Source organism: Paenibacillus uliginis N3/975, from assembly GCF_900177425.1.
Classification (GTDB): domain Bacteria; phylum Bacillota; class Bacilli; order Paenibacillales; family Paenibacillaceae; genus Paenibacillus_AQ; species Paenibacillus_AQ uliginis.
Genome location: NZ_LT840184.1, coordinates 112,765 through 138,945 on the forward strand (window position 1 = coordinate 112,765; position 26,181 = coordinate 138,945).

Annotated in this window: 24 protein-coding genes and 3 riboswitches; of the genes, 16 read left to right on the forward strand and 8 right to left on the reverse strand. The window is 47.7% G+C overall.

From position 1 onward, the window contains the following. Positions 1-219 precede the first annotated feature (219 nt). The 8 genes from B9N86_RS00525 (at position 220) to B9N86_RS00560 (ending at position 8,161) form a co-directional block, all read left to right on the forward strand. Positions 220-507, forward strand: coding sequence for a DUF6509 family protein (locus B9N86_RS00525; RefSeq protein WP_208917204.1), 288 nt, complete (start codon positions 220-222; stop codon positions 505-507). A gap of 177 nt (positions 508-684) precedes the next feature. Further along, positions 685-2,001, forward strand: coding sequence for an XRE family transcriptional regulator (locus B9N86_RS00530; protein ID WP_208920019.1), 1,317 nt, complete (start codon positions 685-687; stop codon positions 1,999-2,001). Positions 2,002-2,198: 197 nt separating this feature from the next. After that, positions 2,199-2,618, forward strand: coding sequence for a hypothetical protein (locus B9N86_RS00535; protein ID WP_208920020.1), 420 nt, complete (start codon positions 2,199-2,201; stop codon positions 2,616-2,618). 253 nt (positions 2,619-2,871) lie between these two features. Continuing rightward, positions 2,872-4,323, forward strand: coding sequence for an FAD-dependent oxidoreductase (locus B9N86_RS00540; RefSeq protein WP_208917206.1), 1,452 nt, complete (start codon positions 2,872-2,874; stop codon positions 4,321-4,323). A 197-nt stretch (positions 4,324-4,520) separates the two neighbouring features. Further along, positions 4,521-5,912, forward strand: a complete 1,392-nt coding sequence (locus tag B9N86_RS00545) for an erythromycin esterase family protein (RefSeq protein ID WP_208917208.1) — start codon at positions 4,521-4,523, stop codon at positions 5,910-5,912. A 193-nt stretch (positions 5,913-6,105) separates the two neighbouring features. Beyond that, positions 6,106-6,300, forward strand: coding sequence for a hypothetical protein (locus B9N86_RS00550; RefSeq protein WP_208917210.1), 195 nt, complete (start codon positions 6,106-6,108; stop codon positions 6,298-6,300). After that, complete coding sequence (locus tag B9N86_RS00555) at positions 6,293-7,102, forward strand: GNAT family N-acetyltransferase (RefSeq protein ID WP_208917212.1); 810 nt, start codon at positions 6,293-6,295, stop codon at positions 7,100-7,102. Before B9N86_RS00550 ends, B9N86_RS00555 begins: the two co-directional genes overlap by 8 nt. A gap of 288 nt (positions 7,103-7,390) precedes the next feature. Beyond that, a complete protein-coding gene (locus B9N86_RS00560) occupies positions 7,391-8,161 on the forward strand; it encodes an SDR family oxidoreductase (protein ID WP_208917214.1) in 771 nt (256 codons plus the stop codon). A gap of 84 nt (positions 8,162-8,245) precedes the next feature. Here the strand turns inward: B9N86_RS00560 and B9N86_RS00565 are convergent, their stop codons facing one another. After that, the gene (locus B9N86_RS00565) at positions 8,246-8,575 is read right to left on the reverse strand and encodes a MazG nucleotide pyrophosphohydrolase domain-containing protein (protein WP_208917216.1); all 330 of its coding nucleotides are present in this window, start codon (positions 8,573-8,575) and stop codon (positions 8,246-8,248) included. A 97-nt stretch (positions 8,576-8,672) separates the two neighbouring features. On the opposite strand from B9N86_RS00565, the gene B9N86_RS00570 reads away from it, so the two are divergent. Next, positions 8,673-9,254, forward strand: a complete 582-nt coding sequence (locus tag B9N86_RS00570) for an LOG family protein (protein ID WP_208917218.1) — start codon at positions 8,673-8,675, stop codon at positions 9,252-9,254. 213 nt (positions 9,255-9,467) lie between these two features. Here B9N86_RS00570 and B9N86_RS00575 read toward each other — a convergent pair whose 3' ends face one another. From B9N86_RS00575 to B9N86_RS00600, 6 genes are all read right to left on the reverse strand, one after another. After that, the gene (locus tag B9N86_RS00575) at positions 9,468-11,786 is read right to left on the reverse strand and encodes a histidine kinase (RefSeq protein WP_208917220.1); all 2,319 of its coding nucleotides are present in this window, start codon (positions 11,784-11,786) and stop codon (positions 9,468-9,470) included. 104 nt (positions 11,787-11,890) lie between these two features. Beyond that, on the reverse strand, positions 11,891-12,496 hold the full coding sequence (kdpC, locus tag B9N86_RS00580) for a potassium-transporting ATPase subunit KdpC (protein WP_208917222.1): 606 nt from the start codon (positions 12,494-12,496) through the stop codon (positions 11,891-11,893). Between the two features lie 55 nt (positions 12,497-12,551). Beyond that, a complete protein-coding gene (gene kdpB, locus B9N86_RS00585) occupies positions 12,552-14,585 on the reverse strand; it encodes a potassium-transporting ATPase subunit KdpB (RefSeq protein ID WP_208917224.1) in 2,034 nt (677 codons plus the stop codon). A gap of 21 nt (positions 14,586-14,606) precedes the next feature. Beyond that, positions 14,607-16,286 (reverse strand): potassium-transporting ATPase subunit KdpA, encoded by a 1,680-nt coding sequence (kdpA, locus tag B9N86_RS00590; protein WP_208917226.1) that lies wholly within the window; start codon positions 16,284-16,286, stop codon positions 14,607-14,609. Between the two features lie 30 nt (positions 16,287-16,316). Further along, positions 16,317-16,394, reverse strand: coding sequence for a potassium-transporting ATPase subunit F (locus B9N86_RS30885; RefSeq protein ID WP_082112314.1), 78 nt, complete (start codon positions 16,392-16,394; stop codon positions 16,317-16,319). 145 nt (positions 16,395-16,539) lie between these two features. Further along, a complete protein-coding gene (locus tag B9N86_RS00600; protein ID WP_208917229.1) occupies positions 16,540-16,950 on the reverse strand; it encodes a hypothetical protein in 411 nt (136 codons plus the stop codon). Between the two features lie 122 nt (positions 16,951-17,072). Further along, positions 17,073-17,240: riboswitch (cyclic di-AMP (ydaO/yuaA leader) on the reverse strand. Positions 17,241-17,347: 107 nt separating this feature from the next. Beyond that, positions 17,348-17,550, reverse strand: a riboswitch (cyclic di-AMP (ydaO/yuaA leader). Between the two features lie 329 nt (positions 17,551-17,879). Continuing rightward, positions 17,880-18,043: riboswitch (cyclic di-AMP (ydaO/yuaA leader) on the forward strand. A gap of 116 nt (positions 18,044-18,159) precedes the next feature. Between B9N86_RS00600 and B9N86_RS00610 the strand changes: the two genes are divergently transcribed. The 4 genes from B9N86_RS00610 (at position 18,160) to B9N86_RS00625 (ending at position 21,206) form a co-directional block, all read left to right on the forward strand. After that, positions 18,160-18,609, forward strand: coding sequence for a hypothetical protein (locus tag B9N86_RS00610; protein ID WP_208917233.1), 450 nt, complete (start codon positions 18,160-18,162; stop codon positions 18,607-18,609). Between the two features lie 152 nt (positions 18,610-18,761). Continuing rightward, positions 18,762-19,085, forward strand: a complete 324-nt coding sequence (locus B9N86_RS00615) for a transposase (protein ID WP_208917236.1) — start codon at positions 18,762-18,764, stop codon at positions 19,083-19,085. Positions 19,086-19,096: 11 nt separating this feature from the next. Then, positions 19,097-20,002 (forward strand): IS3 family transposase, encoded by a 906-nt coding sequence (locus B9N86_RS00620; protein ID WP_280174990.1) that lies wholly within the window; start codon positions 19,097-19,099, stop codon positions 20,000-20,002. 439 nt (positions 20,003-20,441) lie between these two features. Next, the gene (locus B9N86_RS00625) at positions 20,442-21,206 is read left to right on the forward strand and encodes a TrmB family transcriptional regulator (RefSeq protein WP_208920022.1); all 765 of its coding nucleotides are present in this window, start codon (positions 20,442-20,444) and stop codon (positions 21,204-21,206) included. Positions 21,207-21,335: 129 nt separating this feature from the next. Here B9N86_RS00625 and B9N86_RS00630 read toward each other — a convergent pair whose 3' ends face one another. Continuing rightward, positions 21,336-22,529: an MFS transporter gene (locus tag B9N86_RS00630; RefSeq protein ID WP_208917238.1), complete on the reverse strand. Its 1,194-nt coding sequence runs from the start codon at positions 22,527-22,529 to the stop codon at positions 21,336-21,338. 246 nt (positions 22,530-22,775) lie between these two features. On the opposite strand from B9N86_RS00630, the gene B9N86_RS00635 reads away from it, so the two are divergent. From B9N86_RS00635 to B9N86_RS00645, 3 genes are all read left to right on the forward strand, one after another. Beyond that, on the forward strand, positions 22,776-23,645 hold the full coding sequence (locus B9N86_RS00635) for an AraC family transcriptional regulator (RefSeq protein WP_208917240.1): 870 nt from the start codon (positions 22,776-22,778) through the stop codon (positions 23,643-23,645). 134 nt (positions 23,646-23,779) lie between these two features. Beyond that, positions 23,780-24,745, forward strand: a complete 966-nt coding sequence (locus B9N86_RS00640) for an N-acetylglucosamine kinase (protein WP_208917243.1) — start codon at positions 23,780-23,782, stop codon at positions 24,743-24,745. A 51-nt stretch (positions 24,746-24,796) separates the two neighbouring features. Next, positions 24,797-26,104 (forward strand): 6-phospho-beta-glucosidase, encoded by a 1,308-nt coding sequence (locus tag B9N86_RS00645; protein WP_244562909.1) that lies wholly within the window; start codon positions 24,797-24,799, stop codon positions 26,102-26,104. Positions 26,105-26,181 lie beyond the last annotated feature (77 nt).

Below are 26,181 nucleotides of genomic sequence, written 5' to 3' on the forward strand. Positions count from 1 at the left end.
TTTAGAACGAATTGAGAGAGAGCTGGCGCCGAAGCTTTTAACTTCGGAGCCAGCTCTTTCGTTCTGGGTTAATCTTCATTTAGAATGAAGTCACAATAACTCCTGCCGACAGTTTTCTGCTGGAAATGACCACGCTAAGCCCCAGCAGTGCCTATTTAATTCTTAACCATCGTTATAATGTGTATAATGATAGGTATCGTGTTTTGAAAGGATGATCACATGCTAACGATAAAAGAATACACTGCTGAATTTGTTAAAGATCCGTTCGGAATATTGACTGGTAAAAGGTATGAATATGTGTTTGATCTGGACGTTCCGGAAGATGACGAGCTGTTTCGAGAGAATGGAGTTTATGTACGTGTCATCTTTTTATCCGATGAAGACCAGTCCCGAATTGTGAAATATGATTTCTACGAGAGAACGAGCGATTTGTATCTGGACTTTGATATGGAACCTGAAGAAGAAGAGCAGCTGGCTGCCTTTTGCAAAGATAATATACCGGATTAAATAGCAAAATAGAGTAAAGGGCATTCCTGCGGGGGTGTCCTTTCTCTTTGTGCGGTTCTGAATGATCATGCATAGGTGCTGTGATAACACCAGTTATCTTATGAATTCTGCATTACATTGAAGTATATGGATTTCTTCGGCATAATGAACAAAAAAGATATCGAGGGGAGTGTATCTATGCTCAAAGAGCGTGTAGAGTTTCTATGCAAGAAGAAGAATATCTTGCGAAAAGAGCTTGTTGAGGGTCTGGTAACCCAGGCTCATTTTGCTAACATTCTGGCTGAGCGGTACCCGTTCGTAGAAGATTTGGTCGAACAAATAGCGCAGCGCCTGGGAGTTTCCATGTCTTATTTATCAGGCGCAGCAGCAGCGGATGATCGCACATTGGAACAAGCGGAAGTCATCTTCCAGGAGTTGTCTCAACAGTCGGTGACTGAGCAACAAGTGGATGCCTTGGAGGATCGGCACGATGCCCTGACCGTCGAGTTCACCACGGCGCTGATGAAGGCTGTGTATTATCAACGGATGAATGATCAAGCAGCTTTCGATTATTTACATACATCTTATTTGAATTTTTATCTCGAAAAGTACGGGCGGGCTGACGAAGTGGATGTGCCGTTGCCTCTCAAGAAGGCACTGTTGTTTTATAAAATTCAGTATTTCCGGTCAAAAAATCATTATTATGACGTTCTGAACGAGGCAACAAGATTATCCGACCTGCTTGATAAGGGATCTGAAATTTGGCTGACTGCACAAAATATTAAAATGGAAGCCTACACTTACCTCAAACAATTTGAGCAGGCCAAGCAGGTGTTCGAACAGACGATGAGATATGTGTATGAGCACCGGCTGTTTCACCGCCTATCCGGATTATATGTTTCTTACAGCGGTTACTGCTTCTCGATGGGGATGACTCAGGAGGCGCTGCTGGCACTGTCCATGGCGGAGGCCAATCTGGTCTATCTGAGTCATCAGGGGGACGTGATGCCGACTATACTGCACAATCGGATCATTATGCTGACACTGTCTGGTGAGTTGAAGAAGGCAATGGATGAAATCATTCGCTTTGAAGAGATGATTCATCGGGAGCCGGAGGAAGCGCAGTTGCAGCTCAGACCGGTTACACTTGTATATCGCTGTGAAGCCGCCTTGGTGCAGAGAAATTGGGGGCTGTTGTCACAGGAAGCCGAACATTTGAGAGGATCTTGTAACAACGAGGATCAGCATATGTCTCTTGCTTTTTATGAATGCCAGCTGTCCCTCGCCCAAGGCGATAAGGAATCTTTTCTGAAATATGCGCTGGAGTGTTTACCATATTATGAGTCCACCGCCCAAGCCCTCCGTTTGGAGGTATTGTATGAAACGCTGGCGGCTGTATCCGAAGAGCAGCGACGCTATAAGGAATCATCACTTTACTACCGCAAATTGGTGTATTTACTGCGGAATAACAAGGCAGATGGGGTTGAAATCAAGTCTCAGGAACAAAACAAATAGTTACAGAAAGCAGTAAGCTCCATTTGGAGAACAAAGTTTTGTAGGAGAGCCCCCTTTTTAACAATAAAACAGCTTTAAAATTGTAATTAAGATCTCTAATCTCACTTTCTTTTATATGTATTGATTTCTATTGTTTGGTAAATGGGTGGACCCTATACTTAAAGTACAGTAGAACAATATGAAAAAAAGGAGTGACTATCATGGGTTGGTTTAACAAAAATAAATCAAATCAGGATGCATTGGAGCAGGCCGATAAAGTGGTGAATAAAGGACTATCCGGTTTGTTGATGAAAAGTTTTGTACCGAAGGAGCATCGGGAACGGATCAATGAAAGTCTTCAGACGGCGAAACAGGCGCAGATGGCTGCTGAGGGAGCTATTCCCCTCACGGCAACCGCGGTCGTGCTCTCCGTGTCGGACACAGGGAAGCTGGTGAACTTTGATCCTATTGTGGTGCTAACGCTGGATGTGACGGAAACGAACGGAAGCCGATATCAGAAGACACAGGAGACGTTGGTATCTAAATTGCAAATTCCACGTATAGGAGATCGGGTAGCTCTGGGCCACAATCCGGCTAATCCTTCAGAGCTGATCTATATGGGATTATTGACACCCTAGCTGCGAAAGGGAGAATCATGGAGAAGAGGTATTTAAGTCCTAAACCCAATTGACCTGGATGAATGAGGTCGGTTGGGTTTTTTGGTGTATACATATCTCATTAAGTAAAAGAATCAAGTAATTGAAAGGAATAAACAAGTATGTTACCATGTGGATGGAAAATATTGTGGCGTTTTTTGAATAGTTCCATTTTCCCATAGGCTCTATATATGTGATGCCGGCTATTATACTCGGAGGGAAGTAACTACAGTACATGAACATTTTAAAAGTAAGTTTTCGGTCCATCACTGCACTTCTTATTGCTGCTTTGATCGTCCAATGGATTGTACCTTATCCGCAAGCCAAGACGGTTCAGGCTCCAGCCTCCTGCGGTTCGGGCTGCATCCGGTATGATATCGTAGTCATTGGAAGTGAAATACAAGGTGTTCTCCTTGCAAGGGAAGCCATGAAGCACGGACTTGATGTGGTTATTCTTGATCCGCGCAGTAAGCTGGGTGGAGAGTTGGTTTTGGGGCAGATGCATTTTTTGGACGAGCCTAACGATAAGAACAAGAAGAGTCTCGTGCAGGGTGACATCAAAGAGTTGTTTGATGGATTCAAGAAGGGGTCAATCCGTAAAGCCTCCGAGTTTAACAAGTACTATGACAAAATGATTAAGGGTATTCCGATAAAGAGCGGGATTGAGATTCAATCGGTGAAGACGGTTGCAGTCAAGGGGGAGAAGTCCCTTCAATCGCTGACTTACCAGATGAATGGCCGGAGCCATCAAGTACAGGCTGGTTACTGGGTGGAGAATACAGACTTTAATGCCTTGACCGGAAAGCTGGATGCCAAGCGGATACCAGGAATCGAAAGCTTATATCAAGGAAGCGGACATGATCCTGATCATATGGCGGCTACGCTTATGCTTCGATTTAAGAAGGTGGACTGGCGCAAGCTGCATCAAGCAATTTTGAATGATTATCCGCTTACCAACGTACAGAAGAAATATGGCCCGAACACTTATGTAGATTGGAACATTGCGACAGGCCTCAGTAACATTATGATGAAGTACAAGCCGCGTGATCCTCAGCTGGTGCTTAGAGGGATGAATACGCTCGATCAGGGGCATGGGGAAGTCATCATGAATGCTCTATTGATATATGATGTTGATCCAGCGGACAAGAAATCGGTTCAAAATGCGATTAACAAAGGAAGAGCTGAAGCGCCTTACGTACTGGAGTATATGCGGAAGAACATTCCGGGTTTCTCCAAGGCTGAACTGAATGGCTATCCGGAATACTTATATATCCGGGACTATAACCGGTTTGAGACGGAGTATGTTATGGAATATGAGGATGTGAAGAACAGCCGCATGTTCTGGGATAACGTCAGTATCGGTGGATATTCGATAGATCTTCAAGCTACGACCCGCATTCCGAAAGGCATCGGATTCGGCAAAACCGATCGGTACGGGATGCCGCTGCGCTCGTTTGAGTTGAAATCTTACGAAAATGTGCTGGTCATCGGTAAAAATGTAGGTGCCAGCATCAAGGCCTACGGCACTGCGCGGATCATGCCGAATACGGCATTGGCAGCCCAGACGATGGGCATCATTCTGGGTCGTGAGATGAAGGATAAGAGGCTGAAGGATCTTACCAAGGATGATTTCCTTCGGATTCATGCTTACTTGAAGAAGGATTATAATATCGTTCTGGATAAATAGAGCATGCAACAGTGAAGTATACAACGAAAAGCAGCAGGGACCCTTTAACCGGAAGGGGCCCTGCTTTTTTTTATGTGCGGAACTTCTAGTGTTTTTTAAATGAAAGTTAAACGCAGCTTAAACCCTTTTTAACTTCCTGATGCTACCATGAGAAGGAACTAAAAAGTTGACCATCAGGATAGAGAGGGGAAGTAAAGATGATACGAAATTTGCACAAGTGGGCTATCGTAGGTGCGATCTGTATGTTAGGAGGAACGATCCTGCCAATGACAGATTCTGTAGTGGCCGCAGCTGCCGTTCAACAACATAAGGATGAGGTAGCCGTATGGAAGCAATGGGTAAAAGAGAATGCTGTTCCTATGCAAATCGAGCCAGAGAATGTGGAATCCATAAAGAAGAAGGACGTATTTCAGGATTTGCAGTTTTTAAAACCGCTGCTGAAGGACAAACGAATCGTCAGTCTCGGGGAAGCATCGCATGGAGCATCGGAATACAATTCGGCTAAAGTGAGATTCGTTCAATTTCTTCATGAAGAGATGGGATTCGACGTCATTGCGTTCGAAACTCCGTTAGGAGATGCTACCGCTGCATATGCACGGATTGGTAAGGATAAGTCGGAAGAGACGATGAACAAGGCTGTTTACGGCGTATGGCAGGTGAAAGAGAACTTAGCGCTGTTTGAATATATCGCTAAGCAGAGCAAGACGGACCGGCCGCTCATTTTGACTGGTTTCGATGTCCAGGGGACGACGGAGCTGTTTATGGCGTTTGGGAAGGAGTGGTTTGACACAGTAGACCCGAAGCAGGGCCGTCGCTTCGAACAAGCTGAGAAGCTCTTTATCGAAGTACATAGCTATGATGACATGAAGAAGTTCCGTAACGTACAAAAAGATCTGATTCAGGAGTATAAGACGCTTCAAACATTCATTGTTAAAAATGAAAAGAAGCTGAATTCTCCAATGCCGCAGCATAAGGACATGGTACCGATCATGAAAAGGGTATTGCAAAATCGAATCGACATGTTGGATAACTATGTGGAGCACATGGTCCAGATGTTTGCTGACAAGGATACGAAGCACCTTCCGAAAGCGAGCTATCTTCGAGACAAGATGATGGCAGACAATGTAGCTTGGTTGGCAGAAGAGATGTACTCTGACAAAAAAATGATACTATGGGGTCATAATTACCATATTCGCAATCATAACTCGACAATGATTACCGAGCATAACGGTCTAGGATTTACTAATGACCCATATCCGACGATGGGCGAGATGCTTCCGGTGGAGCTGCAGCGTCAGCATTATGCAATTGGTCTGTATGCCTATCAAGGAAGCTCTCTGAAGAACAACAACGAGACGGAGGCCGTCCAGTTGCCGCATCCAGCTGGCAGTCTTGAAGATATTCTGAAGGCAAGTGGGCACCCTGCTTCGTTTGTTGATCTGGAGAATCAGTCGCTGAAGCAAGGGACAACGTGGATGTACACGCCTCGCGTTGCGAAGTCCTGGGGAGTGTTGGATGAAGTTATGATTGTCCGTGATCAATACGACGGTCTCGTGTTCATCGATACGATTCATCCTTCGAAGCGATGAAAACAAACCATTGACTAGATGATTGTCTAACATAGGGTCTGTTAAACAGAACGTGTAAAAAGGCGACAAATCAAGGGTGATTCTGTCGTCGTTTCATACATAAGTTTGTTTAATTAGGGCGTTTCTTGAATGTGGTTCGGTAGATAGATACTATTTTTATTCTTGACGGGAAAAAATGGATGTTATACACTGGATGAAATTTAATCGTAAATGCACACAGAATCCTACCGTTATCATAAGGGCATCATTGGTCGATGATGGCAGAGGAGCGTGCGCTTTTAACGGCACGAATCAGGGTGGTAACGCGGAAGAATACTCCGTCCCTTTTTGGGGGGCGGAGTTTTTTGTTTTTTCAAATTTGATGGAGGGAGATGAAGAGGATGTTTGAAAAGGTTGATCCACAGTATCTTTTAGAAGGGGTAGACGGCTTTATTCAAGAGGAGGTATCGTACAATCTGTTTTATCTGATTACCGGGTTTGAAGAAGCGCTAACAATCAAATCTTGTGATAGTAAAGTTCTGTTCGCCCAATCTCCAAGAGGAAATCCTTGGTTGTGGGTCAACAGAGACCTGCCGGAAGAGGAAAGGGAAAACGCGCTAAAGCTGCTTATTGAGTACTTGGATGAGACTCCGCTGACAGGAGTATCCAGTGAACCCCGGACGGCAGAGATGTTTGCTAATCTGTATGGGGCAAGGTATCACACAAGTATAAAAAGGCGTATGGACATGGAGGCGTATGCTTGCCCGCAGGTTGTAAAACCGGAGGGAGTGAGCGGGTGTTTGCGGTCTGCCCAGCTAGGGGATGTAGAGACGGTGGCGCAGTATTTGGCTGGATTTTCTGAGGACGGTTATGGAATCGTTGTAGACCCGGCAAGCCAGATGGAAGCTGCAGAGATAATGGTCTGTAAGGGCGGATTGTATATGTGGCTGGTAGACGATCGCCCTGTTTCCATGGCACAAATTGCGCATCGTTCTCCCAGACATGGACGGATCAATGCGGTCTTTACACCGAGGAATGAGCGGAGAAAAGGGTATGCTGGGGCTGTCGTATCAGGCTTGTGTTCCATACTGCTGGGTGAAGGGCTTGTACCGATGCTTTATGCGGATATGGTCAATCCTGCTTCGAACCGGGCGTATCAGAAGATAGGCTTTATCCAAAGCGGTCAAATTTCAGATATTCGTTTTGAATAGGTTTGACCTTAACTGGAAGGTGCTGGTATAATGGCGACGGAGATGTAGTGAAAGGGGAATTGAAACTTCATGGCAGGTACTTTGTAATGGTTATTTCATGAAATAGAACACCTTTATCGTGGATAGGATCACGGGATAGGTGTGTCTGTTCATACCATTACGAAGGACGCTAGGTAAGGAGTTATAAATGACCTGGCGAATACCTTTAGGGTATTCGTTTTTGTGTTTGTCAGATTCATCTCCTTTAACCCTTGCTGTTGCTTCCTTAAATATCAGGAGGAGTTATATATGAAAGCATTACAGGGTAAAATCGCAATCGTAACTGGAGCCAGCCGTCGGATCGGTATTGGCTCGGCTATTTGTCAGGCACTCGCTGAGGCGGGAGCCGATATCTTTTTCACGTATTGGCGGCCATACGACCGTACGATGGAGTGGGGAGAAGATCACGATTGGCCGCAGCTTCTTGTTAAGCAGCTGGAACAGGAAGGGGTTCGTGCGTATGGCATGGAAGCAGACTTGTCTCATCCGGCGACACCAAAGCAGATTATAGAGGAAGTCTTTTCGGTGCTTGGACCGCCTTCCATTCTTGTAAACAATGCAACACACTCGACCTTGGACGGTTATGAAAATTTGAGCGCTGACATTCTGGATGCGCACTATGCTGTGAACGTGCGTGGTACATGCATGCTCTGTGCGGAGTTCGCCAAGGCTTTTCAGCTCCCTTCTGGAGGAAGGATCATTAATATGACCTCAGGTCAGGATAAGGGGCCGATGCCGGGCGAGCTTGCTTATGTGGCTACCAAGGGAGCCATCTCTGCATTTACCGTCTCATTAGCTGCTGAACTGGCACCGCTGCAGATCACGGTGAATGCCGTTGACCCCGGTCCGACCGATTCCGGATGGATGAGCGAGGAGTTGAAGAGCTACCTGCTCCCAAGGTTTCCGATGAAGCGCATTGGTCAGCCTTCGGATGCTGCACGTCTGGTGAAGCTGCTGTCTTCGGATGAAGCTAGCTGGATTACCGGACAGATTATCCATTCGGATGGCGGATTTATGTGAATCCGATGTTTATGTATGTTTTGAGGCTAATATATAAGAAGGACCGACAGCATGCTGTCGGTCCTTCATCGTTATAAGGGCTAACTATGAAAGGCTGCTTTCTGAATAGCGCTGAAATAATTTTTGTTGATGTGATTGAAAAACATCTTCAAGGTTAATGTCATATTTATTGGCGATAACGATCAGGTTTCCCAGGACGTCACCAAGTTCCTCCACCAGTTCTTGTTTATGCTCAAGGTATGTACCGTTGTCTTCATCGGGCCGATCGCGTCCAATCTCCAAAGCTCTAATGGCCCGTGCCACCTCGCCCGTTTCTTCAGCTAAAAATCCGATTCGTATAAAGATATCAAGCTCAGACCACCCGCGGGATTCGTAATATTCTTTGACCCATTGTTGAAATTGATTGACGTCCATAGCTGTTTTCCTCCCCAAATGCAATAATTTAAATGAAGCAGATAATCATATATATTAAAGAAGTATAATTCAAAAAGAAAACATACGGAGGGACAACATGAAGAGAATTGCTGTATTTTGCGGATCTAGTGACGGTGCTTCACCAGCATATAAAGAAGGTGCTGTCCAGCTGGGCAAGGAACTCGCCAGACGGGGGATTACGCTCGTATACGGAGGGGCCAGTGTCGGAATTATGGGGACTGTAGCCGATGCGGTTTTGGAAGCGGGAGGGCAAGTGATTGGCGTCATTCCCCAAATGCTGGAGGACCGGGAGATATCTCATCGTAATTTAACGGAATTGATTGTAGTTGGTTCGATGCATGAACGAAAGACGAAAATGTCCGATTTAGCGGACGGATTTATTGCTCTGCCGGGAGGGCCCGGAACGCTGGAGGAATTTTTCGAAATTTTCACCTGGGCTCAATTGGGACTTCATCAAAAACCGTGTGGAATTTTGAATGTTAACGGCTATTACGACTTGCTTATTTCATTCTTTGATCATATGCATGGACAGCAATTTTTACATGAAAAATACCGTTCCATGGCTCTTGTTGATTCCGATCCGGCGGGTTTGATTGAGAAATTCAATACATATACCCCGCCTTCCGTGAAAACTTACATTAAGGAAGACCAAACCTAAACAACATAGAACAGGCGATGCACTATAAGGGGCCTGACCCCGAAACTCATCCACTAAGATCCCTCAATCAGAAAAATTCAGATGCATGAGCGATTAGAGGAATGATTCGTAGGCGTAGTGTCTCTTAACAGAGAATGGGGGTGTCCCAGGTCAACAGACCTTTTGGGACACCCCCATTCTTATTCCCAAGTGCTGACGGCAGTTTCTATTCCGTTATTTCATCGGTTCATAGTCTGCGACCACAAGCACATCCATGTGCCTTGCACCCCGGAGTAATGTTTTTGCGATATTCCCTTGACGTATCTGCTTCCAGGCAGCCCTTTTGGATTGGCCGATAATCATCTGGGTTGCTCCTGCTTCGTCGGCCTTTGCGATCAACAGATGAGGGATTTCTTTATGGTGATTTACCTTCAGAATTCCAAACGTTCCTCCTAAGCGCTCTGTCAAGGTGTGCAACGCCTCTAATCGCTCGGGGAGTTCAGGACTTTGCGACATATGCTCCACCTGAACAAAGGTCACATACCAAGTTGCTTTTAGGCGGTGGGCAATCCGGAAGCCACGCCGAATCAATCGTTCCGCTTGAGATTCGATGTCCACGCACACATAAATGACCTCTTGACGCCTCCAGGGTCCCCGGAGTGAGCTGCTTCGTTCCCATGATTCCAGTCTCTCATCCACATCATCTGCAATTTCCCTCAGAGCAAGCTCGCGCAGAGCGATCAGGTTTCCTGTCTTGAAAAAGTGGCTGAGCGCCTGATTCACTTTTTCCATATCATAGATTTTTCCATCCTTCATCCGCTGCTGCAGTGACTCAGGGGTCACATCAATGAGCTGGACTTCGTCAGCCAATCGTAAAATATGATCCGGCACGGTCTCCCGGACGCGGACACCCGTAATTTGCTCCACCGAATCATTCAAGCTTTCCAAATGCTGTACATTTACGGTTGTGATGACGGAGATGCCTGCGGCCAGTATATTCAGCACATCTTCATATCTTTTCTTATGCATGCTTCCAGGTACGTTGGTATGTGCCAGCTCATCCACAAGCACGACATCAGGATTCCGGGAGATAATGTCCTCGGTGTTCATTTCCTCAAGTTTTTTCTCGCGGTAGTCAATGATATTGCGGGGGAGGACTTCAAGGTCACCAACCTGATCTTGTGTATCCGTGCGCCCATGGGTTTCCAGTAATCCGACCAGGACATGCAGCCCTTTTTTGAGAAGGTCGTTGCCTTCCCGGAGCATTGTATATGTCTTGCCAACGCCTGGAGCGGCTCCGATATACACCTTGAACCGGCCCCGCTTAATCTGCTTGATCTTCTGGTCAATCTCCTGTGAGTTCAGCCGGTGGAACGGCTCGAATGGACCGGGAGGCGGGTTGATCTGGGCTGGAAGAATGCGTTCCCCGTCTGACTCGGCACGGTCGGCCACGATAAAAATATCAACGCCTCGTGTTTTTAGAAGCAGATCTTGAATGATGGAGCCTTGAAGCAACTCTTGCCAACGCGTCTGCTTCGAATGGCCGAGTACAATCCGGGTAACGTGATGCTCTAGCGCATATTGGACCAGTACATCAGCCAGCTTTCTTCGGGAACAAAGGGGAAGCTCGTCGAATTTTGCTCCGATTCGTTTGGCGAGCTTCACGATAGAGCGTTTGAAGGCAGCCTGCTCCTTGCTGAGCTCCTTATCCTGATTCACAAAAGTAACGACCAGCAGATCACCGTTCAGCCGCTTTGCAATCTGCTGTCCGCGGCGCATATAAATCGATCCGTTCCAGTGATATTGGGTGGATACCAATATCCGTTCATCGGCCCCTGATGGTCCGATAAGCCCCAGCTCCTTGCGATACCTTTCGAGGGATTCGTTAACACCTTCCGCTACAAGGCGCAGGGTTAGCTCCCGTAGTACAGCCAGATTGCCGTGCTTGAACAAATCGCTGTCTCCGCCGGATAATCCGTCGGCTGCGCGGACCAGCATCGTTTCGGGTGTTACGTCGATTAATACGACCTCATCCGCCAATTCCAGCGTGTCTGCCGGTACGGTATCAACCGCGCGAATTCCGGTCAGCTTGCTTGCAAGCTCCCGTACATCCTCCAGTTCATAAACGTTAACCGTTGTAATCACACTGATGCCGCGGCTCAGCAGGAATCGAATATCCTCGAGCCGGGTAGCATGTTGTGCTCCTTTCCGGTTACGGTGTGCCAATCCGTCAACGAGCAGCACCTCAGGATTTCGCTGCACCAGCAGCTCCAGATTTAAATCCTTTTTTTCCTCATTGCCCTTATACCAATGAATACTAGGTACCCGGTCCAGATCGCCGATCTGCTCTATCGTGTCCGGACGCCGCATGGTGGATACCGCACTAATGACAACGTCAATGCCTTGATTTTTTAGGATATGGCCTTCACGGAGCATATGATAGGTTTTCCCGGAGCCGCTTACGGCCCCGATATATACCTTCAACCGGCCTTGATGTAGCTTTGAGATGGACAGCAGGATTTCCTCTGGTGATTTTTTTCTGAACGGGTCCATGGATTTCTACGCTCCTTGCCACTTCATTTAAAAGGAGTAAAGCCGGACCCTTTAAGTGGAAGGGCCGGCTGCTATTGGGTTTTGCCTGAGCTTTTGTTACCTGATTATTTCAAAAGTTCACTTAGCGCAAGATTCAGCTTCAGTACATTGACACGCGGTTCACCGAATATACCCAGATCCCGGCTATCGGTATGTTGATCAACCAGTTCTCCGAGCTCTCCTTCGGAGATGCCTGTCAGTTTACTAATCCGGGGAATCTGGACCTCAGCCGATTTAGGTGTGATATGAGGGTCCAGACCAGAGCCAGAGTTCGTGATAAGGTCAATCGGAAGCTCGCTTACCGGCACATCCGGATTGTTGTTCTTCCAGGACTCAATCGTTGCTTTCGTTCTTTCCATCAGGTCCGGATTGGAGGGAGCGTAGTTATTGCTTCCCGATCCAGCGCCGTTATACTCAATACTCGATACTCTGCTCTGAAAATATTTAGGGTCCGTAAAGTTTTGCCCGATGAGCTCGGAGCCGACTATTTTTCCTTCGCTGTTCTTGATCAGGCTTCCGTTCGCATGGTCCGGCATCAGAAGCTGCGCCGCGCCTGTCGTTACGAGCGGATAACAAATACCGCACAGGATGATAAATACAAGACTTGCTCTTAGAGCGGTACTAAACAAAAATCGGGCCGTATGAGCTTTTTTTTGTTCATGGTTATTCATCGTTATTCGACCTTTCCATATCTATCTTTAGATTAATTTCCGCTCTGTCTCTTCATTAAATCCACAAGTGGACAATCATATCAATCAGCTTGATACCGATAAACGGTACGATCACACCGCCCAAACCGTATATCAAAATGTTACGTTGTAGCAGCTTGGTTGAGCTCATCGGCTTATAAGCTACGCCTTTCATTGCAAGTGGTATGAGCAGCGGGATAATAAGGGCGTTAAAAATCAAAGCCGATAAAATCGCGGACATAGGGGAACCCAGCCCCATGATATTCAGTGCGTTCATGCTCGGAATGGCTGCCGTAAACATCGCCGGAATGATGGCAAAATATTTGGCTATGTCGTTCGAGATACTGAAGGTGGTCAATGCGCCGCGGGTCATCAACAGTTGTTTCCCGATGGCAACCACTTCAATAATTTTGGACGGGTCAGAATCCAGGTCGACCATGTTAGCGGCTTCTTTGGCAGAGGTTGTGCCGCTGTTCATGGCAAGACCGACGTCCGCTTGCGCCAGTGCCGGAGCATCGTTCGTTCCGTCACCAGTCATGGCGACCAGTTTGCCATCGGCCTGCTCCCTGCGGATGACGGCGATTTTATCTTCAGGCTTACTTTCGGCGATGAAGTCATCCACACCTGCTTCTCGGGCAATGGTAGCTGCAGTCAGTGGATTGTCGCCGGTACACATAATCGTCTTGATGCCCATTTTGCGGAGCTGGTCAAAACGTTCCTTCATGCCCGGCTTCACCGTATCCTTCAGGTAGATGAGACCGTAAATCCGGCTATCTACCGCCACAGCCAGCGGTGTTCCCCCTTCGGTAGCGATGGCGTCTCCTTTGGCAATCAGATCGGACGGGATCATGCCTTCTTGAGACTGAACCCAGGCTCTTACGGCATCGACTGCTCCTTTGCGAACTTTTCGGCCGTCTTTCAGATCCATACCGCTCATCCGTGTCTCGGCCTTAAACTCGATGAATTCGGCACCGGATGTAATGGATTCGTCAAATCCTAAGCTTTCTTTCTTCATCAGTTCGAGAACAGAGCGGCCTTCTGGCGTTTCATCCATAACTGAGCTGATAGCTGCCCACTGGGCGACAGAGCCGACAGGTTCTGAACCGACCGGGATAAACTGGCTTGCCATCCGGTTACCAAACGTGATTGTTCCTGTCTTATCGAGAATCATCGTATTGATGTCGCCGGCAGCTTCAACCGCTTTACCGGACATTGCCAGTACGTTGAACTGCGTTACCCGGTCCATACCTGCAATCCCGATTGCGGACAGCAGACCACCGATGGTGGTTGGGATCAGACAGACGAGAAGAGAGATCAGGACGGGAATCGAAAGCTCGATTCCGAGATATTTGGCGATCGGGGCAAGCGTGACAACCACGATCAGGAATATTAATGTTAGTACGGTCAAAAGGGTATTCAGCGCAATTTCATTCGGTGTTTTCTGACGAGATGCACCTTCTACGAGCGAGATCATCCGATCAATGAATGACTCGCCGGGGTCGCTGGTGATCCGGACTTTAATCTGATCGCTGACAACCCGTGTGCCGCCGGTTACCGAACTGAAATCCCCGCCGGCTTCTTTAATGACCGGGGCTGATTCCCCGGTAATGGCCGATTCATCGACAGATGCCAGACCCGCAATGACCTCACCATCACCAGGAATCATCTCACCCTGCGAGACGACTACGATGTCACCTTTACGTAAATCGGTAGACGGAACACGCTTGATGCCGCCGCCGTCCATAACCTTGTTGGCCGCGATTTCCTTCTTTGACTGTTTTAAGGAGTCAGCCTGGGCTTTACCGCGCCCTTCAGCAAGAGCTTCGGCAAAGTTGGCAAACAAGACGGTTAGGAGCAGAACCACAAATACGGTCAGATTAAAGCTGATGCTGTCTTCTGTCCCAAAATAATGGGGAAAGATAGTCATGAGGAGGACGATAAATGTACCAACCTCGACGACAAACATCACGGGGTTTTTCATCATGGTAATAGGGTTTAACTTGATGAAGCTATCTTTTAAAGACTGGCGAACCATATCTCCGTTTAATACCTTTTTTCTATTGTTATTCATTGGGATAATCCACCTTTTCTATTAACGGATCATTAAATGCTCGGCAATCGGGCCAAGCACCATCACGGGCAGGAATGTCAGCGCCCCGATGATCAGGACTACCGCAATCAGAATAAAGGCGAACAGCCGGTTATCCGTGCGGAATGTCCCTAGTGTCTCAGGAATCCACTGCTTACGCAGCAGAGAGCCGCCTACCGCTAGAAGCGAAATCATCGAAATATAGCGGCCGAAGAGCATGACAAGCCCTGTTGATATATTCCAGAACGGCGTGTTATCCGCAAGACCTTCAAAGCCAGAGCCGTTATTCGCTGCCGAGGAAGTGTACTCATACAGCACTTGTGAAATGCCATGAAAGCCTGCGTTCGTAATGCCCGCCTGACCAGCGTCCGTCATGAGAGCGAGAGCAGTCGGCGCCAGAATAATGAGGGGATGAGCCAGAATGGCAATCGCAATCAGCTTCATCTCCCGGGCTTCGATTTTCCGCCCTAGAAACTCCGGCGTTCGTCCAACCATGAGCCCGGCGAGGAACACGGCCAGAATGGCGTACATTAACATATTCATCAGACCGACGCCTTTTCCGCCGAAGACAGAGTTCAGCATCATGAGAGACAGCGGTGTTATACCGCCAAGCGGTGTCAGCGTATCGTGCATGTTATTGACCGATCCGGTTGTGGCCGCTGTGGTTACGGTCGTAAACAGAGCAGACTGGGCAATACCGAACCTGACCTCTTTGCCTTCCATATTGCCTTGGGAAGCATCGATTCCTAGCCGATTCATCGCCGGGTTACCGTTAGATTCCGATACGTAGGCAAGTGACAGGAATCCGATGAATAGAACCATCATGGCTGAGAAAATAATCCAACCTTGCTTGCGGTTTTTAGCAAATAAGCCGAACGTATAAGGCAGAGCCGCCGCAATACACCACATTGATAAAATCTCGATTACGTTAGTTAGCGGACGTGGATTCTCAAACGGATGCGACGAGTTGACACCGAAATGTCCGCCGCCGTTCGTGCCCAGGTGTTTGATCGATTCCAGTGCGGCCACTGGACCAACCGAAATTTGCTGCTCGGCGCCTTCAAGTGTCGTTACGTTAATAGTAGGTTTTAAGGTTTGAGGAACATTCAGCGCCACGAGCACCATGGCAACAACAAAGGCCAGAGGGATCAACACCCGTGTATGTGCCTTAACAAAATCTTCAAAGAAGTTACCTATCGTTGTACCCTTGCTGGTAATCGCTCGAATAAATGCGATCGCGACACACAGTCCGGTAGCAGCGGATGTGAACATCATCATAGTGATGACGGCCATCTGCGAGAAGTAGGAGAGACCCGATTCACCACTGTAGTGCTGCAGGTTCGTATTGGTCATGAAACTGATAATGGTATTGAACGATAACGTCGGCTCCATGTTGTCGATCCCGTTTGGATTGAACGGCAGTATCTTTTGTAGCCTTAGAATGAGATAACCGGCCGCGACCAGGACTAAGTTGGTCACCACAAAGCTGATTGCATATACCTTCCAGGTCATGCCTTTGCGCTCTTTAAGCCCGATCAAACCGTAGATCGGTTTCTCCGCCCAGGAGAACCATTTATCTGTGCCGTTGGCTTCATTGCGAAACACATTATATAGATGGGTTCCGAAAGGCTTAACGAGCAGCACCAGAACCAGAATAACGATGGCAATTTGTACAATGCCCATGATTGATTGCTTCCTCCTTCAATAACACCCCTAGAATTTTTCCGGGTGAATCAGCGCGTAAATCAAATACAGAAAAATAAAGATCATAAATGCCATAATGATGATCATTGGTTATCAGCCTCCGGTTCATTGACCAAGCGTCCGCACCAGGATAAAAACAAGGTGAACAGTGCGTAAGTTCCTCCCAGAATGAGCACCATGCACAGATCCTGCATGTAAATCCCTCCAAAACATATTTAATAAATAATAGTGGCTAGCTGACGAGTGATGAAATTAAGAAGGAAACATTGGTATGGTTCGTGTGCAGCACGATCGTTGCGCCAAGTCCTTTATAAATTAATCTTGGATTGCTTGAATGAGTGATGACATAGATCGGATCCGAGGTCCATGTACGGCAAATCCGCAAATAACGGCAGCACAGGTTCAGACTGCTTTCAAACAGAAACACCTTGCTGACGGAAAACTCGGGAATGATCCAGGTTTGTTCATCAGTAGTGTCGATCAAGATCATGTTTTTGGCTCCGAGCTTATCCAGACGATCTTGCTCTGCCCGGTTGTTCACGATGGCTGCAAACGGAATTTTATTTCGAATAAGCTGGGTTACGAATTCCTCCCCTGCCTTGGTTGGAGCGGATACGATGATCAGATCTTGTAATTTTTCCATGTTTTCTCCTCCTGATTACTAGAAAGAGAAGGCAACAAAAAGAAGCCTCAGGGAAGGAGAGTCACTCTTCCCGTGGCTTCTGATGACACAGTGAAATACACCGTGCCTTGCACACGACAATCGTTGCCTCTCTCGATACGCTTACGAGGTTAGCTGACGGATTCGGGCGTGAGAGTCGCCCTACCCATAGGCAGTTATCCTGCCGATGTGATTCACCCCTGAGAGAAATACACGTCTCTCGTTTGGTTCCCCCGTTCCTTTTCCATTCAAGGACTCAGCGAATAAAAAGCATTTTTTGATAAAAAAACCACAGAGGCATCAAGCCCTGTGGTCGTGTTTCTCGATCACAAGCTTCATCATCCTCTCCTTGTGAGCAGACCGCGTCAATTAAATGCGTGACTGCTTAACTCAACGCTTACGAGGTTAGCTGTCGGATTCGGGCGGTGAGAGTCGCCCTACCTGATCCGAATTTCATGGAGTCTTCGGATCAGGATTCACCCCTGGAGATGTTCAATGGCGGCTCTCACACCACCTGGCGCATCTCCTTGTTTGGTTCCCCCGTTTCCCTTGCCTAGCAAGGGAATTCAGCGATTCATGAGAAAACATTGTTCAATTCATGATTCGTATCATACGTCTGGCGGTTCGTAATGTAAATCGAGGGAAAGGCACATTTGAGGTGTTTTTTAACGGGATAGCGGGGGGAAAGAAGTCCGATCACCCGAATACTGCTTCATACTCTGTATTTCTCTGTATTTCGTTAATTTTTCGTAAAGTGGCAAGATACTGTGCATTTGTATGGATAATCGATGTCAAGCCCTAATGTACACGTTTTCTTTTGGCTTTTTCGTCGATATTTTGAATTTATAGACCATAAATGAACATTTACTTTGAAAGGGACAATGACGTATGATTCATCCAACTTTAACCATATAATCTACACGCTGAGTTCCCGAAAGGGAGGCGGGGGAACCAACCTCACCATAACTAATGGTGAATGGGGTGAATCCTTAGAGCTTGCTGCGCAAGCACAGGGTAGGGCACTCTCAAGCCCGAATCCGACAGCTAACCTCGTAAGCGTATTGGGAGAGAACACGACCCATCATACTTTAGGTGGCACGATTGTGCCGCATTCAGCGCCTGGGGAGCGGGTTTCTCTGCTCTTTCGGGCTTTTTGTGCTGCAATTGAACCCTAGAAAAGGAGACTGTGAGATGGCTAAAATAACAGACTCTTTACCGCAATTAACGGAACATAAACTACACGAAACTATGATACGTTATATGGAGATTTTCCGTTTTGACGGTAATTCGGCTGAACAGGATATTCCGTGGAACGATAAGAGTACGAACTGTGGATTGTTTAAAATATCTTGTAGCGGTGCTTCTGGTTATGCGGAGTATGCACTGCCGGATACGAGAGAGTATGCAGATCTTGTGCGCTGGTCGTCTGTGTTTATGCGATTAAAGGGACTGACGGTGGCCGAGGCCATAAGCACTGTTCAGAAGCAGCAGTGGGGAGCGGTCCGCACGATGCTGGCGGAGTCCGCTCTAAAGGATCTTTCAGCGAATCTGATCCAGTGTAATGAGCGCCAGCGCCTAGGAAGCCTTCCGCTGGAGCGCTCTTTTCTGATAGATTGTTCGCGGGCTTATTTTTTATTCTGATTCATAATTTATGGAGTGCTCACTATAAGACTGTTTATTTGCCGGACAATGAGTAGGTTTGGGAGCAAACGGACTCAGCTTTATAGCCCCCTAATCCAATTGGACACTCCAAGGTACCTCAGATACACTAAAAAGAAATGAGGAGTCCGTCCATGAAAAGACGATTTCGATGCCCGGTTGAGGCGAAAAAAGAGTATGTCGTAGAGGTGTTGTCTGGTTACCGGACAGAGATGGTTGCGAGAAAATACGGCATGTCTCCCAAAACGTTAAGCGGCTGGGTTCGTCAATATGAGGATGAGGTGGGAGATCTTATGGTCAAAAAGCAGAAAGAAGCCCAAAAAATAGAGCAGGATGCGGCCAAGTTCCAAGAGCTGCAGCAAAAATATGACGAGGCGATGAAACTGTTGGGGGAGAAGGAACTTGAAAACCACATCCTCAAAGATCTCGTAAAAAAAAAGTATCCCGACTACAAATAGCCTCCTATTGGATTGAGCAAGGCTATCCGATCCGTACCGTCCTACGGATCTGTGACGTGCCGCGATCCACGTACTATTACCGTTTGAAGCATCCTGAACGTCAGCAGCCGATCAGCAACGGACGACCGATCCCGGGCTATTCCTGTGACCAGAACGGAAAGGCCGTCTCTGATACCCGTATTCAAGGGTTTCTTCGTCGTCTGATCCAAGGCCCTCATGGAGCATCTGGTTACCGGAAACTGACGATTTTGCTGCGCCGAAAGTACAAGCTAGTGATTAACAAAAAGAAGGTATACCGTCTCTGCAAGTCCTTGGGGATTCTCCTTCCACAACGAGAAAGAACGAACCCTGTTCCCAAAAGAGTAGCGAATAACCGGGTGGTAAATGGCGCCAACCAGTTGTGGCAGATGGATATTAAGTATGGCTACGTGGCGGGAAAACGCCGGCATTTCTACCTGGCCAGCATTATTGACGTGTTTGACCGCCGAATTGTAGCGTACCATCGCGGGAAAACCTGCCACACCCAAGATATCTTACGTACACTCCAGAAAGCGCTCCTTACGCGTAAAGTGTACGGAGATGAGCAGAAGTTGGTTATTCGTACTGACAATGGCCCCCAGTTCGTCAGCAAGGCGTTCCATGCTTTCTGTGAACAGGCAGGGCTTGAACATGAACGTACTCCGAACCGGACACCGAACAAGAATGCCTTCATTGAGTCCTACCACAGTATTGTGGAACGCGAGTGCTACCAACGACACTGTTTTGAGGATTATGAGGAAGCCTTTTCGGAAGTAGATCGGTTCATTCGCTATTACAACAACGAGCGCATTCATGGAAGCCTTCATGACTGGCCACCTAAGGAGTATTTGCGTTTGGTGAACGAAGGAACGATTACTCCTGCAAAAATTGCGTTATGATGCGATATCCCGAGAATGAGGTGGCTAGTGTCCAAGATTAGGGGGTTAAACCGTCAGGAGCCGCTATTTGTGGCGATTTCGGACATTTCGAATGCTAACGGACACAGATGACGCTATTGCAGGTGCAAATATCCGGTTTCGCCTACTTTTTCGGAAATAAGGTCGCTGGTGTCCGTTAGAATCCAAATCGGCTGATTTTTCACCAAATAAGAGCTGTGGTGTCCGTTAGCCGTAGAATCGTGTAAGCATCAGTATCAGCGTCAGTATCAGCATCAGTATAGGCAAGCGTAACGTATCGGTACTAGCCATTTAGCTAGCCGGAAAGCACTAATTGCTGTTTTGAGTTTCTATAAACATGCATTCCCATTCCACAGTACTGGTCAAGCGTCTCACGCTCCGGTAACATAGAGGGTAACAAGTGAATGTACAAGGAGGAGCTATGCTTCTACAATTCGGTTACTCCCAGTATGAGAGCAAAGTATATGAAACGCTCGTGACGAGCGGCGAGGCGATGGATGCATCGAGTATCGTGAAGTTGTCTGGTGTTCCGAAGGCAAAAATTTATGAGGTGCTGGACCGGTTGGTGGACAAGGGAATTGTCATGGATACGGTATCCGGCAAAAAGCGTACCTATACGGCACTTCCCGTGGAAGCTGTGATTGATAAACTGACGCATGAGTTTGAGAGTGACATTAAGGAGCTTCGCTCAGCGGGTGTTCGCAAAACGGTTGTGGATGATCAGGTGTGGAGTCTGAAATCGCACAGCTCGATCCAGGCGTTCTGCAAACAGATGATAGAGGAAGCACAGGAGTCTGTTCTCGTCTCGATGTGGAGCGATGAGTTTAGTGAAATAACCGATCTGCTGGACCGAAAAGAGCGGGAAGGTGTGCGCGTTGAAGCTTTGGTGACGGGGGATGACCACCCGGAAGTGTCGCTGTCCAAGCTGTATGTGCTGAATCCTACGGCCGATCACGATAAGCTGGAGCGGTTCATGCTTCTGGTGACAGATACGAAGCAGCTTCTATTCGCAGGCGTCGAGCAGGGCAGCTGGCAGGCAATCCGGACACAGGCACAGCCGTTTGTGAAGGTGTTTGTTGAATTTTTCTATCACGATATGGCATTGACTGCATTCAGTCGTAAATATCCAGAGGAAATGTTCAAAGACGAAGAGATTAAAGCGCTTTTGCTCCGGCTGCGCTATTAAGCAAGGACGTAAAGTTTGAAGGAATGATTACTCAGTGCAGCGTCTCACAACAGCAAAGGGGCATCCCACAGGTCAATGGACCTTGTGGGATGCCCCTTTAAGTGTATACTGTATGAATTTGATCCAAGTTTACAACTGCTCTGCGGTTCGGGACGAAGCAGCAGCTTCATCTTTGGCAGGAGCAGAACGGCGAGTTAGCGAGAAGAACGCGACACCGAAGGCAACAGCAGCGATGATACCGCCGACCCAAGGATTGTTGGCTACCGAGCTCTTCTCAATAACGGTGCTGCCGATAATTGAACCCGAGGCGATTCCCAGGTGAAGCATGGAGGAATTCAGACTGAGCTGTGTCTCTGCATTGTCTGGAGCCAGCTGAAGCAGATACGTCTGCTGAGCTGGAGAGATGGCCCAACTGAGCGCACTCCATATCATCATAGCGATCAGGAACACCCAGAACGAGATTTGAGCTGTGAGCATGACCATGAACATCGATACCGAGAAGCATGCCACAATGGCGAGGATCGAACGTTTCGTACCGAAACGGTCAGCTATCCATCCGCCGAACCCGCCGCCTGTTACGGCTGCGATGCCGAACAGGAAGTAAACGACACTCATCATGCCGGGACTGACGTTGAATGTGGACTGTACATAAGGCTGTAGATATCCGTACAAAGTCAGATGACCGGTGAGCATCAGCAGGACGATAAGCTGGGCGCTCACGATTTTACTATTTTTCAAAAGGGCAAGCTGTTCACGTAGCGGTACTACCGGGTTCGGAGCTGTGCGTTTCGTGAATAACGCAATGCCGGCCATAGATAGCAGGCTAAGAATCGCAATAACGAGAAACGGAGCGCGCCAGCCGTAAGCATTACCGATGACCATGCCGAGTGGTACCCCGAGAACAAGCGATCCGCTGATTCCCATATAGATAATTCCGATCGCGCGACCTTTGTGCGATTCCGGAACGAGCGAGGCTGCCATCGAGACGGACAGTACAATGATGACGGATCCGCTCATAGCAGATAATGCACGGGCTGCGATGATTGCTGCATAACTTGATGTGAAAGCTACGATCAGATTACTGATCATAAAGGCAGTCATCATGTACAAATAGAGCTTTTTGCGTTCCATTTTAGCGGTCACATTAATCAGAATCGGACCTGAGATTGCAAAGGCAATGGAAAAGATGGTGATAAACTGACCAGCAGAACTGATGGATATTTGAAGATCCTCTGCAATGAGATTCAGAATGCCTCCAACGATGAGTTCAACCATACCGACGACAAACGCCGCGATGGCCAATATATATACGCGAAAATTCAAACAGACACATCCTTATCTCATAAAGTATCAAATTTAAGTTACTACCATTATAGTAACCTTGGTAATCTGATGCAACCTTTTTCGTGTTCAAATAACCGTATATTCTTTTTAGCCGATTTAAAGTCACCCCGGAGTGATAGCCTGTCCTATATCATCGTGGTAATATTTGATTAATTCGACTTAAAAGGGCAACGTAATGCCTTTTTCAAAGAAATTCAGAACTTTTGATGGAGGTGAATTTGCCAGATGGACAGGCCTCATAGTGTCATTCGTGATCATATTCTTTTTCCGGACAACTCTTTTCCATTTACGGCTTCGACGACGGAAGGGGTTAACCCTGGATTCCAACGTCTGCACTGGCATCAAACTCTGGAAATGAACTACATACGAAGTGGAAACGGTTACTATCTTATTAACGGGATGAAGATTCCGTTTGAACAAGGCGACCTTGTCTTCATTAATAGCAACGATTTGCACCGGGCTTTTGAAACGAAAGATCTGGTGATGGATATTATTATGTTCGATCCCTCGCTTCTGGCCATTGATCTTAAATATGACCCGGAACTGATGCGGCCTTTCCGCGAAGCGGGTGTGGATTTCAGCCATATCATTACTCACGATAAACCTGTTAGCCGTGAACTGGCGCAATTATTCCACCGGATGATGGAAGAGTGCCGTACGAAAGACGATGTTTTCATGAGTCTGATTCGTGCGGATCTGATCCGCTTTCTGGGGCTTGCGAACCGCCACCTACAGGAGACACCTCAGCAGACAGTCCATCTGTCCATGAAGCATCGAGGTATGCATGTGCTGAGAGATGTCCTTCATACAATGGAACTGAATCTTGGTTACGGCTGGACGCTGAATGAACTGGCGGATCTCGCCCATTTAAGTCCGTCGCGGTTCAGTGCTCTGTTTCATCAGGCTGTCGGAACTTCGCCACTGAATTATTTAATTCAGTTGAGACTGACCCATGCGGTACATTTGCTCGAGACAACGGATCTGAAAATTATCGGTATTGCCGAGGAATGCGGGTTTCGGAATCTGTCTAACTTCAACCGGCTGTTCAAACAGCATGTCGGCTTATCGCCAAGTGAACTGAGAGACCAGTCATAATAGGGAGTCAAAGCATATGACAGTAAGATAGTATCAGTTCTTGCGCGTATAGCAGTAGTTTGAGCTGCCGTAGAAGAGTATCTTGTACATATAACAACAGTTTGATCCCGTGATCAGCGGAAGGAGTAATGTACATGAGGAACTATTTGGGCGTGGACGCCGGAGGAAGCAAGACTCATGCCGTTATTGTAGATGAGCGCGGTAATGTGTTAGGCAAAGGAATGGCGGGTAACGGAAATCATCAAATTGACCGTGAAAAGGCGGAAAGCAACATCAACGCTGCCTGCGACGCAGCACTGCTTGAAGCCGGAATCACGAAGAAAGACGTTAGCTTTGCCTACTTCGGATTGGCTGGAGCGGACCGCGAAGCGGATTATGAAATTTTGCGCCCGATGATCGGCGGTATGGGGTATCTGAAGCACGAGATTGCTTGTGATACGATGATCGGCATGCGCGCAGGTACAAACCGCCCTTACGGTGCGGCAATTATATGCGGAACTGGATTTAACAGTGCAGCTCGCAATGCGGATAGCGATGAACTGCAGTATGGCGGTTTTGGCTTTAAGTATGGTGATGGTTACGCTGGAGGGTCGGGTTTAGCCTTGCTTGCGTTCCGGTCCGTTATGAGAGCGTGGGATGGCCGCGGGCCTGAGACGCTATTAACTTCTTTGGTGCTGGATCACATGGGTTATACTTCCGTTGAAGCATTGTTCGGGGACGTGCTGTACGATAAGATATCCATTCCGTCCAGTCTGGTTAAAACTTTGCTGGAAGCGGCTGAAGCAGGGGATGCTGTAGCGGTCTCCATTCTTGAAACCGAAGGTGAAGAGATGGCTAATGCTGTTTGTACCTTGATCAGACGTCTTGGCATGTCGGATGAAACGTTTGATATCGTCTATATTGGAAGCGTTTTGAACAAGGGCAAAAGCTCAATTCTCACCAATGCCATTGAACGCGGAGTTGCCGCACGGGCACCTCATGCAAGATGTGTTCATTTAACCTCTGACCCGGTGGCAGGCGCCCTGATGAGCGCGATGGAGTCGGATGGCCAAGTGATCGACGCCGAGACGGAAGGAAAATTGAAAGCTTTATCTTTTTAAGAGTTCTCATTTCACTAATTCATATAACATCATCTTATGGAGGCGATTCAAGTGGCACAATCAAACGGTCTCAAAATAGCCGTCATCGGCGGAGGTTCCTCTTACACACCCGAAATCGTGGAAGGATTCATTCGCAACTATGATCAAATGCCAATTCGCGAACTGTGGTTCGTGGACATCGAGGAAGGTAAGCACAAGCTGGACATCGTTGGCAACCTGGCTAAACGCATGATTGAGAAATCCGGACTTCCTATTGAAGTTCATCTGACGCTCGATCGCAAGCGTGCGATTGAAGGTGCGGATTTCGTGACGACACAGATGCGTGTCGGCCTGTTGGCGGCGCGGAAGCTGGATGAGCATATTCCGATTAAACACGGAGTTATCGGCCAAGAGACGACAGGTCCGGGGGGCATGATGAAGGCGCTTCGTACGGTACCGGTCATTCTGGATATTTGCCGTGACATCGAGGAGCTGGCACCGAATGCGTGGATGCTGAATTTTACAAATCCGGCGGGTATTGTTACTGAAGCGGTGCTGAAGCACAGCAAAGTTCGCTCGGTCGGTCTGTGCAACTCTCCGATTAACGTCCAGAAGTTCCTGGCTGCAGAGTATCAGGTACCGGAGAAGGACGTACTGCCTGAGTTTGTAGGTATCAACCATCTGCACTGGGTAACCTCGGCCATCGTTCGCGGGGAAGAGAAGCTTCCGGAACTGCTGGACGGCGGAAAAAGCTATACAGCGAAAAACGTACCTACCCTCGGCTGGGATGCCGATTTCCTGAAATCCTTGGGCGCGATCCCGACGTATTACTTGAAATATTTCTACATGAAGGACACAATGTTCACAGACATGAAGGCCTCGCTTGAAAAGGATGGCACTCGTGCCGACATCGTCAGCCGTGTGGAAACAGAATTGTTCGAGCTGTATAAAGACGTGAACCTCGATGTGAAGCCGAAGCAGCTGGAACAGCGGGGCGGAGCTTTCTATTCCGAAGCAGCGGTGAATCTGATGAATTCCATTTACAACGACAAACGTGATATTCAGGCATTGAACGTAGCGAACGGCAATACATTTGATTTTCTGCCGCCGGATGCCAGCATTGAGGTCAACTGCGTAGTGACAGGACAAGGTCCGGTTACATTGGCGCCTAAGAACGTTCCGGAGCATGTAAAAGGCCTGATGCATGCGGTGAAAGTATATGAGAAGTTAACGATTGACGCAGCAGTGACCGGTGATCGCGGTATTGCTCTGCAGGCGCTAGCCCATCATCCGCTCGTTCCTTCCGTTGATGTGGCCAAGAAGGTTCTGGATGAACTGCTGGAAGCACACAAACCGTATCTGCCTGCATTCTTTAAATAATTGATTAGATATTGGACTAATCCTATGGTTTTATAATAAAAAGCCTCCCGTAGAAGAGGAAGATACAGCCTGGTTGC